The 15,656-nt window shown below is 68.1% G+C and carries 15 protein-coding genes; 5 read left to right on the top strand and 10 right to left on the bottom strand.

Annotation, left to right across the window (positions count from 1 at the left end; all coding sequences use genetic code 11):
• Window positions 1-36: 36 nt before the first annotated feature.
• Complete coding sequence (locus L978_RS04470; protein WP_047520726.1) at window positions 37-1,698, bottom strand: AbgT family transporter; 1,662 nt, start codon at window positions 1,696-1,698, stop codon at window positions 37-39.
• 96 nt (window positions 1,699-1,794) lie between these two features.
• Between L978_RS04470 and L978_RS04465 the strand changes: the two genes are divergently transcribed.
• On the top strand, window positions 1,795-3,363 hold the full coding sequence (locus tag L978_RS04465; protein ID WP_047520724.1) for an SLC13 family permease: 1,569 nt from the start codon (window positions 1,795-1,797) through the stop codon (window positions 3,361-3,363).
• A gap of 15 nt (window positions 3,364-3,378) precedes the next feature.
• Here L978_RS04465 and L978_RS04460 read toward each other — a convergent pair whose 3' ends face one another.
• From L978_RS04460 to L978_RS04435, 6 genes are all read right to left on the bottom strand, one after another.
• Entirely contained in the window at window positions 3,379-4,014 is a 636-nt protein-coding gene (locus L978_RS04460) for a response regulator transcription factor (protein ID WP_047520722.1), read from the bottom strand.
• A 145-nt stretch (window positions 4,015-4,159) separates the two neighbouring features.
• The gene (gene ccsB / locus L978_RS04455) at window positions 4,160-5,134 is read right to left on the bottom strand and encodes a c-type cytochrome biogenesis protein CcsB (protein WP_047520720.1); all 975 of its coding nucleotides are present in this window, start codon (window positions 5,132-5,134) and stop codon (window positions 4,160-4,162) included.
• 4 nt (window positions 5,135-5,138) lie between these two features.
• Entirely contained in the window at window positions 5,139-6,923 is a 1,785-nt protein-coding gene (gene resB, locus L978_RS04450; protein ID WP_052193323.1) for a cytochrome c biogenesis protein ResB, read from the bottom strand.
• A gap of 52 nt (window positions 6,924-6,975) precedes the next feature.
• Entirely contained in the window at window positions 6,976-7,755 is a 780-nt protein-coding gene (locus L978_RS04445) for a cytochrome c biogenesis CcdA family protein (RefSeq protein WP_047520718.1), read from the bottom strand.
• A gap of 16 nt (window positions 7,756-7,771) precedes the next feature.
• Window positions 7,772-8,422 carry a TlpA family protein disulfide reductase gene (locus tag L978_RS04440; protein ID WP_047520716.1) on the bottom strand — a complete coding sequence of 217 codons (651 nt, stop codon included), beginning with the start codon at window positions 8,420-8,422 and terminating at the stop codon, window positions 7,772-7,774.
• Window positions 8,423-8,484: 62 nt separating this feature from the next.
• Window positions 8,485-8,889 carry a MerR family transcriptional regulator gene (locus L978_RS04435; RefSeq protein ID WP_047520711.1) on the bottom strand — a complete coding sequence of 135 codons (405 nt, stop codon included), beginning with the start codon at window positions 8,887-8,889 and terminating at the stop codon, window positions 8,485-8,487.
• Between the two features lie 54 nt (window positions 8,890-8,943).
• On the opposite strand from L978_RS04435, the gene L978_RS04430 reads away from it, so the two are divergent.
• The gene (locus tag L978_RS04430) at window positions 8,944-9,849 is read left to right on the top strand and encodes an NAD(P)/FAD-dependent oxidoreductase (protein WP_047520709.1); all 906 of its coding nucleotides are present in this window, start codon (window positions 8,944-8,946) and stop codon (window positions 9,847-9,849) included.
• A 73-nt stretch (window positions 9,850-9,922) separates the two neighbouring features.
• Here the strand turns inward: L978_RS04430 and L978_RS04425 are convergent, their stop codons facing one another.
• Together L978_RS04425 and L978_RS04420 are read right to left on the bottom strand one after the other, a co-directional pair.
• Window positions 9,923-10,552 carry a histidine phosphatase family protein gene (locus L978_RS04425; RefSeq protein ID WP_047520707.1) on the bottom strand — a complete coding sequence of 210 codons (630 nt, stop codon included), beginning with the start codon at window positions 10,550-10,552 and terminating at the stop codon, window positions 9,923-9,925.
• 1 nt (window position 10,553) lies between these two features.
• Entirely contained in the window at window positions 10,554-10,928 is a 375-nt protein-coding gene (locus tag L978_RS04420) for a DUF5684 domain-containing protein (protein WP_047520706.1), read from the bottom strand.
• A gap of 143 nt (window positions 10,929-11,071) precedes the next feature.
• On the opposite strand from L978_RS04420, the gene aspS reads away from it, so the two are divergent.
• Window positions 11,072-12,853, top strand: coding sequence for an aspartate--tRNA ligase (gene aspS, locus L978_RS04415; protein ID WP_047520704.1), 1,782 nt, complete (start codon window positions 11,072-11,074; stop codon window positions 12,851-12,853).
• A gap of 76 nt (window positions 12,854-12,929) precedes the next feature.
• Here aspS and L978_RS04410 read toward each other — a convergent pair whose 3' ends face one another.
• Complete coding sequence (locus tag L978_RS04410) at window positions 12,930-13,757, bottom strand: sulfite exporter TauE/SafE family protein (RefSeq protein WP_047520701.1); 828 nt, start codon at window positions 13,755-13,757, stop codon at window positions 12,930-12,932.
• A gap of 65 nt (window positions 13,758-13,822) precedes the next feature.
• Here L978_RS04410 and L978_RS04405 point away from each other — a divergent pair, with 65 nt between their 5' ends.
• Window positions 13,823-14,338 carry a GNAT family N-acetyltransferase gene (locus L978_RS04405; RefSeq protein WP_047520698.1) on the top strand — a complete coding sequence of 172 codons (516 nt, stop codon included), beginning with the start codon at window positions 13,823-13,825 and terminating at the stop codon, window positions 14,336-14,338.
• 134 nt (window positions 14,339-14,472) lie between these two features.
• Complete coding sequence (locus L978_RS04400) at window positions 14,473-15,612, top strand: ABC transporter substrate-binding protein (protein ID WP_047520695.1); 1,140 nt, start codon at window positions 14,473-14,475, stop codon at window positions 15,610-15,612.
• Window positions 15,613-15,656: the final 44 nt, after the last annotated feature.

Raw genomic sequence — 15,656 nt, 5'->3', positions numbered from 1 at the left:
CGGTTGTTCGGATACGTCGTCCGCCGGCGATGGCGGTCAGCCGGCGATGTCGACCGGTGAGCTCGGGCCCCAGGGGATGCCGAGGAGGAACCAGACCACGTACAGCGCCGTCCAGGAGAGCAGCATCCACACCGCATACGGGATCATCAGGGCGATGATCGTGCCGATACCCGCCTCCTTCTTGTAACGCTGCGCCACGGTGACCATGAACGGCAGGTAGACCATCAGCGGCGTCAGCACGTTCACGGGTGAGTCCCCCACCCGGTAGGCGGCGAGGAGCGTCTGCGGTGCCACGTCGAGCGACGCGAAGATCGGGATGAACACCGGCGCGAAGATCACCCACTTGGGCACGAGCCCCGGGAGGATGAAGTCCAGGATCACGATCACGACGATGAACGCGAGCAGCAGGACGATGGCGGGGACACTCGCCTGCTCGAGCAGCTCGGCGGCCGAGACCGCAGCGACGGTCGGGAGATTGGTCCAGTTGAACAGCGCGATGAACTGGGCGATCATCAGGAACATCACCAGCAGACCGCCCAGACTCGCGAACGTCTTGGCGATCGCACGGACGGTGGCCGTTCCGCCTCGCAGCGTCCTCGCCCCCGCGCCGTAAGCGACGCCGCACACCAGGAAGGCGAGGGAGATGAGGAAGACCAGGCTGGCCATGAAGGGCGTCGTGCCGATGATCGCGCCGGTCTCCGGGTCACGCAACGGTGCGCCGGGTGGCAGGGTCAGCGCGAGGACCAGGGCGACGAACCCCAGCAGCGCCCAGAACGAGAACTTCAGCCCGCGGGCCTCGGCGTCGTGGTCGACGCCTTCGGCCTCATCCGCGATCGTCATGTCTCTGCGGTCGTAGGAGCCCAGACGTTTCTCGGTGACGAACACCGTCACCAGGAGCGCCACCGTGGCGAGCAGGAAGGTCGACACGATCCCGAAGTAGAAGTTCTGCGTCACCTCGATCGGCTGCATCCCGGCGCTGACGAGCACCTCATTGGTGATCTCGGTGAGCATGCTGTCGCTGGGCGTGATCAGGAGGTTGGCCCCGAAGGCCGCGCCGACACCGGCGAATGCCCCGGCGAGACCGGCCAGCGGATGCCGCCCAACAGTGAGGAAGGCTGCGGCGGCGAGCGGCACGAGGATCAGGTAGCCGGCATCCGTCGCCACCGACGACAGCACACCGACGAAGATCAGGATGAACGCGAGCCAACGGCGCGGGGCCACTTTCACGACGCGACGGATCATCGCGCCCATCAACCCCGCGTGCTCTGCCACTCCGACGCCCGCCATCGCGATGAGCACGACGGCGACCACACCGAAGCCCGCGAAGTTGTCGACGAAGGAGGAGAAGAAGAAGCGGATGCCGTCGATCGAGAGCAGGTTGCGCACCTCGAAGGTGCGCTCCTCGATCGTGTAGTCGGGGATCTCGGCGGGCATCCCGGTGGTGGTGTCATAGATCTGCCAGTTGCCACCGAACTGCTCGTTGACCTGGGAGAATTCTTCCTTCGGCACCGGGACCACGACATCGTCGGTGACCGACACCCCGATCCACGCGAGGATCGCGGAGAGCACGGCGATGAGGCCGATCAGGTAGACGAACATGATCGTCGGATCCGGCACCTTGTTGCCGACCTTCTCGATCCAGTTCAGGAACCCTTTACCCCCGGCATCGGGGGTGCTCGACGACTTCTCCGTAGCCATAGCCCCCATGATCCTGTCGAGCGAGAAGCTCCCACAAGACCACCCCCTAGAACTAGGGGGGTCGCCGCGATGCGAGCGTCGCCCTATCGTGGGGCCGTGGACCCGATCATCGCGACGTTCGTCATCCTGCTCTGCGCAGTGATCGCGTTCGTCTCGAATCGCATCCCGCTCGGAGTCGTGGCCGTCGGGGTCTCGGTCGCCCTCTACCTGACCGGGGTGCTCGATCTGACCTCCGCCCTCGCCGGTTTCGGCGATCCGACCGTGCTCTTCATCGCCTCCCTGTTCGTGGTGAGCGAGGCTCTGGAGTCGACGGGCATCATCGCCTGGGCCGGACAGGAGGTCGTGGCCCGCTCCGGAACCGGCCGCGCGCGCCTGCTCCTCACGATCGGGCTGCTGGCCGCCGCGATGACCGCGGTCATCAGCGTGAACGGGTCGGTGGCCGCGCTCCTGCCCCTGGTCGTGGTCGTCGCGGCGCGCGCCGGGATACGCCCGTCTCAGATGCTGATGCCGCTCGCGTTCTCCGCACACGCCGGCTCGATGCTCGCTCTCACCGGCACACCGGTCAACATCATCGTGTCCGAGGTCGCCGCCGACAGCGGTGCCCGCCCGTTCGGGTTCTTCGAGTTCGCCCTCGCCGGGCTTCCGCTTCTGGTGGGGACGCTGGCCATCATCCTGCTGCTCGGTAACCGGCTGCTGCCCGAGCGCACCCCGGCCTCGGCTCCGATCGATCTCGAACGCCTCGCGTCGACGCTGCGATCCGACTACGCGATCTCCCACGACCGGGCGTTGGTCTCGGCGTCGCGAGGGGTCGCCGAGGTCGTCGTGCCGCCGCGATCGTCGTTGATCGGCCTGCACGTCTTCCCCGGCATGTGCACGCCGTCGGGCGATCTGGTCGTGCTCGGAGTGCGACGAGGGCAGGAGGCACTCGACGAGTCAGGCACCGACCTGCAGGCCGGAGACGCCCTGCTTCTCGACGGGTCCTGGGACGACCTGCACCGGCACACCTCGAAGCGCGACGAGGTCCTGGTCGTCGATGCGCCGCTCACCCTGCGCCGGTCGGTCCCGCTCGGCGCGGGTGCCAAGCGCACGGCCGTGATCCTGCTCGCGATGATCGTCCTGCTCGCGACCGGCATCGTGCCCGCTGCGATCGCGGGGCTCCTCGCAGCCGGTGCCCTGATCCTGAGCGGAGCGGTGTCGATCACCCGGGCATACCGGGCGATCTCCTGGACGACGGTCATCCTGGTCGCCGGCATGATCCCGCTCTCGACCGCGTTCCAGGAGACCGGTGCCGCACAGCTCATCGCCGACGGCCTGCGCTCGTTCCTGGGCACGGCCGGCCCGCATGCCGCCGTCGCCGTGATCGTGCTCATCACCCTCGTTCTCGGGCAGCTCATCAGCAACACCGCGACCGTGCTCATCGTGGCCCCCGTGGCGGTCGCTCTCGCCGCCGCGATGGATGCGTCGGTGCTGCCGTTCCTGATGGCCCTCACGATCGCGGGTGCGGCCTCGTTCCTCACCCCGGTCGCAACGCCCGCGAACCTGATGGTCATGGAACCCGGCGGCTACCGCTTCGGCGACTACGCGCGCTTCGGCTGGCCCCTGATGATCCTGTTCTTCGCGGTCGCCGTCTTCTACGTCCCGCTGATCTGGCCGTTCGCGGGCTGACCGCCTCACGCACGATCAGCTGGGCTGCAGGACCAGTCCGTCCTCCACCGCGCGCCGGAACAGGTCGACCTTCGTCGGCGCCGTCCGATCGACCGCGGCGTACTTCGCTCGGATGCGACGGATGTGATCGAGCACGGTCTCCCGCGACAGGAACAGGGTCTGGGCGACCCGCTCGGCGGTCTGGCCGGACGCGTACAGCGACAGAACCTCGGATTCACGCTGGCTGAGATGCGCCGCGACGAACCGGCGGTCCGCATCGAGCGCGTCCGCCCATTCCGTCGTCGCCACGACGTGCCCCTGCGCGGCGCGTCGCACCGACGCGGTGATGGCCTCGAGCGATTCCGACTTGGCGATCATGCCCGATGCGCCCGCGCGCACCGCCTCTCGGAGCCGATGCGGCTCATCCCCCGAGGTGTACGCGAGGATGCTCGCCGCGAGGGACTCGAGCGTCAGGATGTTCTCCGCCGGAGTCGAACCGTCGGAGAGGGCGAGGTCGAGCAGGACCACATCGAGTCTCCGTGCACGGCGCGCGACCTCGTTCGCGGTCGCACCGCTGGCTGCGACCCGGATACCGCCGCTGCGGTTGAGGATGGTCACGATCCCGAACAGCATCGCGGGATGATCTTCAACGATTCCGACGAGGACGGGCATGTGGGACTCCTGCCGTGGGCGCGCTCCCTTGCGATGAGCATACAACTGCGCCTCGGCGCACCGGAGGGCAAACACTCCGGACGCACGAGACCCGTCCGCGCGGATGCTGCCGCGGACGGGTCTCGGTGTCGTTACGAGAGTCGGGTCAGCTCAGACCGGAGTACGCGTGCAGGCCCTTGAAGAACACGTTCACGATCGTGAAGTTGAAGATCACGGCGGAGAAGCCCACGATCGCCAGCCACGCCGACGGATTGCCTCGCCAGCCGCGGGTCGCACGGGCATGGATGTAGCCGGCATAGAGGACCCAGATCACGAACGTCCAGGTCTCTTTCACGTCGAAGCCCCAGAAACGGCTCCAGGCGTAGTACGCCCAGATCGACCCGGCGATGAGGGTGAACGTCCAGAGGATGAAGCCGATGATCGTGAACATGTACGCCAGGCTCTCCAGGCGTACCGCGTTGGGGAAGGTCCGGAGGAAGCCGGGACCGGTCTTCGTGGCGCCTTCGCCGACGAGTCTCTCGCGACGCGACTGCATGAGCTGGATCACCGAGAGCGCGAACGCGAGGGCGAAGAAGGCCGTCGCGAGGGAGGCCACGAACACGTGGATGACGAGCCACACGCTCTTCAGCGGGTCCATCAACGGAGAGACATCGACGTAGAAGTTCGTCGCTCCCAGGCCGAGCAGCACGACGACGAGGCCTGTGATGAAAGTGCCGAGGAACCGCAGGTCGATGCGGGTGAGCACCACGAGGTATACCGCGATGATGAGCAACGTGCCCATCATCGCGAATTCGTACAGGTTCGCCCACGGCACGCGCCCCGCCGCGATGCCGCGGGTGACGGTGGCGGCGAGCTGAAAGAGGAATCCGAGCACCGTCAGCGAGGTGCCGATCCGCGCCATCACGAATCGCTGCGGGGCGGCGACCGCACCGGAGGCCTCGCCGGGTGCCGGGACGCTCCCCCCAGAGGCTCCGACGAGCACCTGCTCGCGGACGGTGAGCGCGTCGGCCGTCGCCTGCGAGCGCCGCGCGAGATCGAAGGCGTAGGCCACGAAGGCCGCCGCGTAGATCGCGATCGCCGTCCAGAGCAGGACCGGCGAGATCACGTTGAGCTCGAGCATGGTGTCAGTCTACTTTCCGGGTTTCGGGCGCCGGGGTCTCCGGCTCGGCGGACTCGTCCGCGGTGTCATCGATCGGGGAGCGCGCCGTGGTTCCTCCGGCCGCGTCGAGCAGTCGGGTGTGCCCTGCGACGAGGTCGTCCACGGCGGCAGCGAGAGTCGGGTCCTCGCCACGGGCGAGTGCGGCGTACTCCAGAGCGATCTCGCCGTCGCGTGCGGTGGCCTTGACCCACACGCGTCGACGAGGCACGAACAGGGCGATCATGAGACCGCCGAGGGCGAGCAGCGCGAAGCCGAGGACCCAGACGCCGGACTCATCACGGTGGATCTGCAGCGAGGCGAAGCGCTTCACCGACTGCGAGGCGTCCGTCGCACCTGCGGGAGAGTCGTCCTCGAAGGTGACCGAACCGAGGCCGTTCGGCAGCTGCGCGGTCTGTCCGGGGGTGAGTTCGATCGACTCGACGTCCGTGGTGCGGCCGGTGAGCTTGGTCATCCCCGTGGTGTCGAGCACGTAGACCGAGCGCGGCACGCCCTCGTTGATGCCCAAGTCGCCGGTGTACACATCGAGCGTCAGCGTCGGGTTGGTGAGGTCGCCGTACGCGGAGAAGAACGCACCGGTGTCGAGCACGCCGGTCGTCGGATAGAAGAACCCGACCAGGCCGACCTGCTCGGCGAGTCCGTCCGGCACCTTGAGAACTCCGAGGGAGGTCATGCTGGTGTCCTGCGGGAGGAAGGGCGTGCTGCCCGTGAAGACGACCTTGCCCTCGGGATCACGCACGGTCACGGTCGGCGCGTAGCCGTTGCCGAGCAGGAACACGTCGTCGTCGGCGACCGCGAGCGGCTCGTTCACCTTGACCGCGCCGGTGCGCTCCTCACCGTTCTCCTGCACGGTCACGTTCGCCGAGAAGTCGCCCGCCTGCCCGGAACCCGGCTCGCCGAACGGCTGGTACGTCACGTCGAACGAGTCGAGGCGCATCGAGTACGGAGCGAACGCATCGTCGCCCACGAAGCGACCGCGGTTCATCGAGTCGTAGTCGAGGAGCGTGTTCGCGAAGGTCTCGCCCTCGACGAGCACGCGCTGACCTGTGTACGAGAACCCGCCGCCGATGCCGACCGTGACGAGCACGCCCACGAGCGCGAGGTGGAACAGGAGGTTGCCGGTCTCACGCCAGTATCCGCGCTCCGCGGAGACCGAGAACGTGCGGCCCCGGTCGTAGCGTTCGACCCGGTAGCCGAGTGCCTTGAGCTGTTTCGTCGCGACATCGATCGATGCGGCGGCCTCGGCGTCGGCATCACCGGTCTTCGTCCCGGAGTCCGCAGAGGGGTCTCGCGTCACCGCACGGTAGTCCTCGAGGCGCTGCAGCCGTGCCGGAGTGCGCGGCGGACGTGCGCGGAGCGCCTTCGCATGGTGCTTGATGCGCGGGATCACACAGCCGACGAGCGAAGCGAACAGCAGCAGGTAGATCGCCGAGAACCACGGCGACAGGTACACGTCGAACATCTTGAGTCCGTCGAGCACCGGGAACAGGTCGGGGTTGTCGCGCTCCCACTGCGTGACGCCATTCGGGTCGGCCATCCGCTGCGGGAAGATCGAGCCGGGGATCGCCGCGATCGCGAGCACGAGCAGCAGGATGAGAGCCGTGCGCATCGAGGTCAGCTGCCGCCACCCCCACCGCAGCCAACCCACGAACCCGAGCCGCGGCTGGGTGATCGTGTCGTCGCCGTCGACGTGGTCGGACGGGCGGAGCGGGTCGCTGGAGTCGCTGTTCACGGCACCCTTGTTCTCGGTCATGGCGTTCTCTGTGCGGGGGTTCTTCTCGGGGCTGGTGGATTTCGCGGCGTGATCAGAGCGGGAGGATGACACTGCCGATCACCGCCATCAGCCGGGACATGATCTCGGTCCACAGGCCGGTGGCCATCAGGACGCCGAGGACGATCAGCATCACTCCGCCGATGACGTTCACCGTGCGGATGTGACGACGGAGGAAGCCGACCGCCTTCGTCGCCCACCCGAACCCGAGGGCGACGAGGAGGAACGGGATGCCGAGTCCGAGCGAGTAGGCGAGGCCCAGGAAGCCCGCACGCACCGGATCTCCGGCGTTGAAGGAGAGGGCGATGATGGCGGCGAGCGTCGGCCCCATGCACGGGGCCCAGCCGATGCCGAGGGCGATACCGAGCAGCGGGGCTCCGACGATGCCGGCCCGCGAGTCGACATGGAAGCGGAACTCCTTCTGCGCGAACCCGAACAGGCCCAGGAACACCAATCCCATCCCGATGATGACCACGCCCAGGATGCGGGTGATCAGGTCACCCCACTGCAGGAGGAAGACACCGACCGTTCCACCGAGCACCGTGTAGGCGATGAAGACGATCGTGAAGCCGAGGATGAACAGCAGCACGCCCATCACGAGTCGACCGCGGGTCGCCGTCGCCTGGGTCGTCGTCTGCGCCTCCGCACCGGCGACCGTGGAAGACCGGGGCGCGACCGCACCGCCCAGGAACCCGAGGTAACCGGGGACCAGCGGGAGGACGCACGGGGACAGGAAGGAGACGAGTCCCGCGAGCATCGCGACCGGAATCGCGAGCCAGAGGGCTCCGGAGCCGATGATCGCGTCGGGGTTCACAACGCTCCCGAGGTACTCACGAGTCCTCCGCGAGCGCGTCCTTGACCAGCGTGGAGAGGATCGACGGGCCATCGATCGGACCGATGATCTTGGCGGCGACACGACCCTGCTTGTCGAGGACGAGTGTGGTGGGTGTGGCCGCGATCGGCACGACCTTGGCGAACGCCAACTTGGCCTCAGCGGTGTCGACGTCGATCAGACTCGGGTAGGTGATGCCGTACTCCTCGGCGAACGCGACGGCGGTGTCGGCCTGATCGCGGGTGTTGATGCCCACGAACGACACATCCTCGTCGGCGAACTTCTGCCACACGGCCTCCAGGTCGGCGGCTTCGAGGCGGCACGGCGCGCAGCCGGCGTACCAGAAGTTGACCACCGTGACCTGTCCGGCGACGTCTGCGCTGTCGAACTTCTCGCCGGTCTCGGTGACACCGCCGAACTCCACGGGTTCGCCGCGGTCGGCGGCGGGGATCTCCACGATCGCACCGTCGGCCGCGACATAGCCGGTGTTCTCGCCGTTCAGGAACGATTCACTCACCGGATCGGGAGCGCAGGCGCTCAGACCGATGGCGAGCACCGCAGCGAGCGCGGCACCGACCGCACGACGCGAGCGCCGGGTGCGGGAGGAGCGGCCGCTGCGGATCGGACGGACCGTCGAATCGCTTGGCACGACTCCGAGTTTACGCAGAGCTTCCTATGCGCGAGATGGAAACGGAGGCGTCTGACGAAGCCTCAGAACCGCGCCAGGACGTCGTCCACGCCGGCTCGGAAACGCGGGCACGTGGCGATGTCGTGCGCGCGACACCCCATCGCGTGCTCGGTCATCTCCCGTGATCGGCGCATCTCCTCCATGCGCCGGTCGATGTCGTCCAGGTGCTGCTGCAGCACCTGGTGCCGTCCGGCGCTCCCGTCGTCGAGCAGCACCGCGATCTGCTCGAGGCTCATCCCCGCGGCCTTGCTGCGCTGGATCACGGCGATGCGCACCACCTCGTCCTCGCCATATCGTCGCCGCCCGGCGGAGTCGCGGGGAGGGGTGAGCAGCCCGACCGACTCCCAGTGCCGCAACACATTCGTCGGTAGATCGAACCGGGTGGCGACGTCGCCCACGGACCAGGGATGCTCGGCGCTTGACTTCATGTTGACATGAAGTCACAGACTGTGCGGGAAAGCAACCTCCACGGAAGGATCCCCATGTACGACGCCATCGTGATCGGCGCAGGCCCGGCAGGGCTGCAGGCCGCCCTGACCCTCGGCCGGATGCACCGCTCGGCACTGCTGCTGGACTCGGGCGAGTACCGCAACGGCACCGTGCTGCACATGCACAACATGATCGGTGCAGACGGCACTCCCCCTGCCGAGTTCCGAGCGAAGGCTCGAGACGAGCTCTCGGCCTACGCCGACGTGGAGATCCGCGAGGGTGCCGCCACCGGGATCTCCGGATCCGAGGATGCGTTCACCGTGACGCTCGCCGACGGATCGACCGTCGAGGGGCGACGGGTCATCCTGGCCACCGGCGTCGCCGACGATCTGCCCGTCGTCCCCGGGTTGCAGGACCTGTGGGGCACCCTCGCGTTCAGCTGCCCCTTCTGCGACGGCCACGAGCATGCGGGCACGTCCATCGGCATCGTGGGTGCCGCCCCTCGCGCCGGCCATCTGATCGGGCTGCTCGGGCGCATCGTCGAGGACATCACGGTGTTCCCGATCGCCGAGGCGTTCACGGACGAGGAACGCATCTCCCTCGAGGCGGAGGGAGTGCGGATCAGCACCGCTCCGGTGGCATCCGTCGAGAGGCACGACGACGGGGTCCGGATCGTCGCCGGTTCCGAGGAGTCCGTCGTCGCGGGCGTCTTCGTGGCGTCCGGCACGATGCGGCAGCGGGCGCCCTTCGTCGCGGATCTCGGCGTGCGGATGCTCGAGTCCGGTGCGATCGAGATCGATGAATTCGGCCGCACCTCGCTCCCCGGGGTCTTCGCCGCGGGCGACCTCGCGCACCGCGCCTCGCTCCCCGGCCCGATGGCGTCCGTCCTGCTGGCGGCCGGCGCCGGTCAGCTCGCAGCCGTCGGCATCATCCAGTCACTTCTGGCTGCCGAGCACTGACCTCGGCTTTCGAATCGCGCAACTGGCCGCATCCGTCGCCGAAAGGGAGCCGGTTGCGCGATTCGAACGGGGGTCAGACGGCTCCGACATCCACGGCGCCGCCGGTCGCGGCCGGCTCGGCGTAGGCGACTTCGCGCCAGACATCACCGACGCGTTCGAATGAGGTGACGCTCGACAGGGCGCAGCGTCGGGTGCGCGGGTCATGACGCAGGGGCAGACCCGCGACGCGGAGGTGCGTGATCCAGATCGGCGCCTGATGGGACACCATCACGACGTCTCCGTCGGCCGCCTCATCCCAGGCTTCATCCATGACGCCGAGCATCCGCTCCGCGATGGAGGAATACGGTTCGCCCCAGCTCGGCAGCGCGGGTTGGCGCAGGTGCCACCAGTTCAGCGGGTTCATGAGGGAACGACGCATCTGCGTGCCCTCGAAGACGTTGGTCGGCTCGATGAGGCGGATGTCGATCTCCGGCACGAGATCGAAGCCCTCGGCGAACGGCTCAGCGGACTCCTGCGCACGCTCCAACGGTGAGGAGTACAGCGCGGAGACCGGCCGACCCGACTCCGCGACGTGCTCGGCAGCGGCCGCCGCCATCCCCCGGCCCGCCGTGCTCAGGTGGTAATCGGGCAGCCGCCCGTAGAGCACGCGGGCCGGATTGTGCACCTCGCCGTGTCGGACGAGGTGCAACCGGGACGCCGTCATGTCACGCCTTGCTGTAGCGCGAATCCCCGAAGCCGAGGATCAGGTACCCGATGTACGGGAAGAGGAAAAGCAGGAAGAACGAGAAGGCCCCGCCCTTGCCGAAGCGTGCGCCGAGCTTGAACGCCACGATGATCGCGAGGACCAGGTTCGCGATCGGGATCAGGTAGAGCAGCGCGAACCACCCGGACATGCCGGCGATCTTCACCAGGAAGATGAGGTTCACGATCGGGATGATCGCGAGGATCCCGGGGTATCCGGCCTTCGTGAACACCTTCCAGAGTCCGACGGCGACGAGGATGTAGAAGACGAGCGCGATCAGCCCCGTGGTGCCGGAGAAGATCGATGCGTAGAGATCGGAGATGCCGTTGTTGTCCACGGTGCTCCCTTTCTGTGTAAGAGCTGTGTCGTGGCGATCCTACTGATCCGGCGGCTCCGGCGCCGCTGACAGGGCCGGAGACGTGCCGACCACCCCCGTAGAATGGGCGCGTTCCCCATTTCCCAGATCAGAAGGAATACTCCGTGCTTCGCACCCACTCGGCAGGCTCTCTGCGAGCCGAGCACATCGGTCAGACCGTCACCCTCACGGGTTGGGTCGATCGCCGTCGTGACCACGGAGGAGTCGCTTTCATCGATCTGCGGGATGCCTCGGGCATCGCCCAGGTCGTCATCCGCGACGAGGAGATCGCGCACCCGCTGCGCAACGAGTTCGTCCTGAAGGTCACCGGGGAGGTGTCGCTGCGCCCCGAGGGCAACGCGAACCCGAACCTGCCGACCGGTGAGATCGAGCTCATCGCGACCGAGGTCGAGGTGCTCAACGAGTCCGCTGCGCTGCCCTTCCAGGTGTCGACGGCGCTCGCCGACACCGAGACGGTCGGAGAAGAGGCGCGCCTCAAGTACCGCTACCTCGACCTGCGTCGTCCCGGACAGGCCGCCAACCTGCGCCTGCGTTCCGACGTCTACAAGGCGATCCGCGATGTGCTGCACGCCGAGGACTTCACCGAGGTCGAGACGCCGACCCTCACGCGTTCGACGCCCGAAGGCGCCCGCGACTTCCTGGTGCCCGCGCGACTGAGCCCCGGCAGCTGGTACGCCCTGCCGCAGTCGCCGCAGCTGTTCAAGCAGCTGCTGATGGTCGGCGGTGTCGAGAAGTACTTCCAGATCGCACGCTGCTACCGCGACGAGGACTTCCGCGCCGACCGCCAGCCCGAGTTCACGCAGCTCGACATCGAGATGAGCTTCGTCGACCAGGAAGACGTCATCGCCCTGATGGAGTCGCTCATCGTCGCGATGTGGGCGACGATCGGCGTCGAGGTCGCGACCCCGCTGCCGCGCATGACGTACGCCGATGCCATGGCGAAGTACGGTTCCGACAAGCCCGACCTGCGCTTCGGCCTCGAACTCGTCGACGCGACCGAATACTTCGCGGACACCCCGTTCCGCGTCTTCCAGGCCGAGTACGTCGGCGCCGTGCGGATGCCCGGCGGCGCGAGCCAGCCGCGCAAGCAGCTCGACGCGTGGCAGGACTGGGCGAAGCAGCGTGGAGCCCGTGGTCTCGCGTACGTGCTGTTCAACGAGGACGGGACGCTCGGCGGCCCCGCGGCGAAGAACCTGTCCGAGTCGGAACAGGCCGGACTCGCAGAGCTCGTGGGTGCGGAGACCGGCGACTGCGTCTTCTTCGCCGCCGGTTCCACCAAGGAGAGCCGCGCCCTGCTCGGTGCCGCACGCGTCGAGATCGGTCGTCGCCTCGGCTACCTGAGCCCGGACGAGTTCGCCTTCACCTGGGTCGTCGACGCCCCGATGTTCGAGCCCGCTGCAGATGCCGTGGCCTCGGGCGACGTCGCTGTGGGCGCCGGGGCATGGACCGCCGTGCACCATGCGTTCACGGGCCCGAAGCCGGAGTTCGAGGACACCTTCGACACCGACCCCGGTTCTGCTCTCGCCTACGCCTACGACATCGTGTGCAACGGATCCGAGCTCGGCGGCGGGTCGATCCGCATCCACCGCGAAGACGTGCAGAAGCGCGTGTTCGAGGTCATGGGCATCAGCGACGAGCAGGCTGACGAGCAGTTCGGCTTCCTGCTCGACGCGTTCAAGTTCGGCGCCCCGCCGCACGGCGGAATCGCGCTCGGCATGGACCGCGTGCTGCAGCACCTCACCAAGACCGAGTCGATCCGCGAAGTCATCGCGTTCCCGAAGTCCGGCAACGGCTTCGACCCGTTGACCGCCGCACCGGCACCGATCACCGCGGCGCAGCGCGCCGAGGCCGGCGTCGACTTCGAGCCGGAGGACGACGAGGCCTGACCCCGCCGTCACCGCGACGCGCGCCCGGGCCGTACGAGATCTTCGGATTCGTGCGACCCGGGCGCTTTTTCGTTGCTCAGCCGAGGAGCGCGAGCGCGGGCACGATGTTCTCGTTCCACACGTCGACACCGAGCTTCGCGATCAGGGCGACCACGACCGCCAGGAACACCACGCGGATGAAGGTGGTGCCGCGGGAGATGGCCATGCGCGAGCCCAGGTAGCTGCCCGCGACGTTCGCCACGGCGAGGATGCCGCCCAGCAACCACAGCACCGCGCCGTGCGGGATGAACAGCATCAGGGCACCCGCGTTCGTGGCCAGGTTCACGATCTTCGCCTTGGCGCTCGCCTGCAGGAAGTCGTAGCCGAGCAGCGCGACGAGAGTGATCACGAGGAAGGTACCGGTGCCGGGACCGATCATCCCGTCGTAGAAGCCGATCCCGAGGCCGGCGGCACCCGCCATGATGTGATGCTTGTGCCCGTGGAAACGCAGTTGGGTCGCCGCGCCCATCTGGGGACGGAATGCGGTGAACAGCGCCACCACGAGCAAGGCGATCACGATGATGGGCTTGAACGCGGCGGGCGGAAGCACGGTCGCCACGGCCGCGCCACCGAACGAGCCGACGAAGGCGATCGCCGCCATGGGCAGGGCCGTGCGTATGTCGGGCTTCGCGCGGCGATAGTAGGTGACGCTACTGGTCGCGGTGCCGAAGACCGAGGCGAGCTTGTTCGTCGCCAGGGCCTGCACGGGGGAGATGCCGGGGATCAGCAGGAGCGCGGGGAGCTGCAGCAGGCCTCCCCCACCGACGACGGCGTCGATCCAGCCGGCGCAGAAAGCGGCGATGACGACGAGCAGCAGTATCCCCCACGTGAGTTGCTCCAGTCCGAGCGCAGCGCCGATATCCACCTGGCCATGATTCCAGAGAGTCGGCGGTGCTCCGGCATCCGGCCGGGCGCTGGCAGACTGGTGGCATGCTCGATGCCCTCCCGCTGCCGCACTCGTTCGATTCACGCAGGGGCACCGCGCTCCTGCGCCGGGCGACCGTGGACGACACGGATGCCGTGATCGCTCTCCTCGCCGACGACCCAATCAGCGCCGCGCGCGGTGACGTGGCTTCCGACGAGGACCGTCCCGCGTACACACGGGGGCTCGTCGAGATCCTGACCGAGCCGTCGAACGACCTCCTCGTGGTCGAGCTGGACGGCGACGTCGTCGGCACGCTGCAGCTCACCTCGATCCCGGGGATGGCGCGTCGGGGCGCGCGGCGACTGCTCGTCGAGGCAGTGCGCGTGCGGAGCAGTCTGCGCTCGTCGGGCATCGGCTCGGCCGTGATGCGCTGGGTGGGAGAGGTCGGTGCCCCCGCCGTGGGCGCGACGATGGTGCAGCTCACCTCCGATGCCGCCCGTACCGACGCGCACCGCTTCTACGAGCGACTGGGCTACGTCGGCTCGCACCGCGGATTCAAGTACAGCGTCCCGCAGGTCTGAGGCCCGCGGCCCTGTTCGGCCACCCCCTCGCCACCGTCCGTTCACCCGCACCGCGACGGTCGGCAACCTGCGCCTCATAGTGTCCTCTCGCAACCCGAACCCGGCTCACAGCGCCGGACACCGAGAGGACACTCATGGCCCGCATCACCCGCCGCGCGCGCATCGGCGCCGGCATCGCCCTGGCCACCGCGGCCGCACTCGCACTCACCGCCTGCTCCGGCGCAGCGGACGCGACCGGTGGTGGCAGCTCCGATGTCGACGCCGCCACCGCGACCTCGGTCACCGACTTCGGCACCTTCGCCGACCTCGAAGCCGCAGCCAAGGCCGAGGGCTCCCTCAACGTCATCGCCCTTCCGCGCGACTGGGCGAACTACGGCGAGATCCTCGATCTGTTCGCCGAGAAGTACCCGGAGATCACGATCAACGAGACCTCGCCCGACGTCTCCAGCGCCGAGGAGATCCAGGCTGCGGAGACCAACAAGGGTCTCGACACCGCCCCGGACGTGTTCGACCTCGGCCTGACCGTCGCGCTCCAGAACACCGACACGTTCGCGCCGTACAAGGTGCAGACCTGGGACGACATCCCCGAGGAGCTGAAGGAGCCCAGCGGCCTCTTCGTCGGCGACTACGGCGGGTACATGTCGATCGGCTACGACTCGTCGAAGTTCGATGCTCCCGCCGAGCTCTCCGACCTGCTCTCGTCCGACTACAAGGGTGCTGTGGCGATCAACGGCGACCCGACGCAGGCCGGTGCCGCCTTCGCCGCCGTGGGCCTGGCGACCGTGCAGTCCGACGGCACGCTCGACGACTTCCAGCCGGGCATCGACTTCTTCTCCGAGCTTCAGCAGGCGGGCAACCTGCTCAAGGTCGACGTCACCACCGCGACCATCGTGAGCGGCGAGACCCCGGTCGTGTTCGACTGGGACTACCTGAACGCCTCGCACTCGGCCGACAACGAGGACTGGAAGGTCGTCGTGCTCGACGGCACAGGCTACGCCGGCTACTACAACCAGGCCATCAACGTCGACGCCCCGCACCCCGCTGCAGCCCGTCTGTGGCAGGAGTTCCTCTACAGCGACGAGGTCCAGAACCTGTGGCTGAAGGGCGGCGCCCGTCCGGTGCGCATGGAGGCCATGACCGACGCGGGCACGATCGACGCCGACCTCGCTGCTGCGCTCCCGGAGGCCCCGGAGACGACCGTGGTCCCGAGCGAGGAGCAGTCCACGAACGCCGGCACGCTTCTCGGCGAGAAGTGGGCCGCGGCGGTCCAGTGACGACCCTCACCGTAGCGGGGGCGGATGCCACGGCATCCGCCCCC

This window comes from Microbacterium sp. ZOR0019 (genome assembly GCF_000800925.1).
GTDB lineage: Bacteria > Actinomycetota > Actinomycetes > Actinomycetales > Microbacteriaceae > Microbacterium > Microbacterium aurugineum.
The sequence above is the reverse complement of the archived record's forward strand: the minus strand, read 5'-3'. Positions and strand labels throughout refer to the sequence as shown.

What these genes read in the sequence shown, in the direction of transcription:
- L978_RS04460 (WP_047520722.1), bottom strand. Translation starts at nt 4,014, where the DNA reads ATGCCCGTCCTCGTCGGAATCGTTGAAGATCATCCCGCGATGCTGTTC.
- L978_RS04425 (WP_047520707.1), bottom strand. Translation starts at nt 10,552, where the DNA reads ATGACGGCGTCCCGGTTGCACCTCGTCCGACACGGCGAGGTGCACAAT.
- L978_RS04435 (WP_047520711.1), bottom strand. Translation starts at nt 8,889, where the DNA reads ATGAAGTCAAGCGCCGAGCATCCCTGGTCCGTGGGCGACGTCGCCACC.
- L978_RS04430 (WP_047520709.1), top strand. Translation starts at nt 8,944, where the DNA reads ATGTACGACGCCATCGTGATCGGCGCAGGCCCGGCAGGGCTGCAGGCC.
- L978_RS04400 (WP_047520695.1), top strand. Translation starts at nt 14,473, where the DNA reads ATGGCCCGCATCACCCGCCGCGCGCGCATCGGCGCCGGCATCGCCCTG.
- L978_RS04405 (WP_047520698.1), top strand. Translation starts at nt 13,823, where the DNA reads ATGCTCGATGCCCTCCCGCTGCCGCACTCGTTCGATTCACGCAGGGGC.
- L978_RS04470 (WP_047520726.1), bottom strand. Translation starts at nt 1,698, where the DNA reads ATGGCTACGGAGAAGTCGTCGAGCACCCCCGATGCCGGGGGTAAAGGG.
- resB (WP_052193323.1), bottom strand. Translation starts at nt 6,923, where the DNA reads ATGACCGAGAACAAGGGTGCCGTGAACAGCGACTCCAGCGACCCGCTC.
- ccsB (WP_047520720.1), bottom strand. Translation starts at nt 5,134, where the DNA reads ATGCTCGAGCTCAACGTGATCTCGCCGGTCCTGCTCTGGACGGCGATC.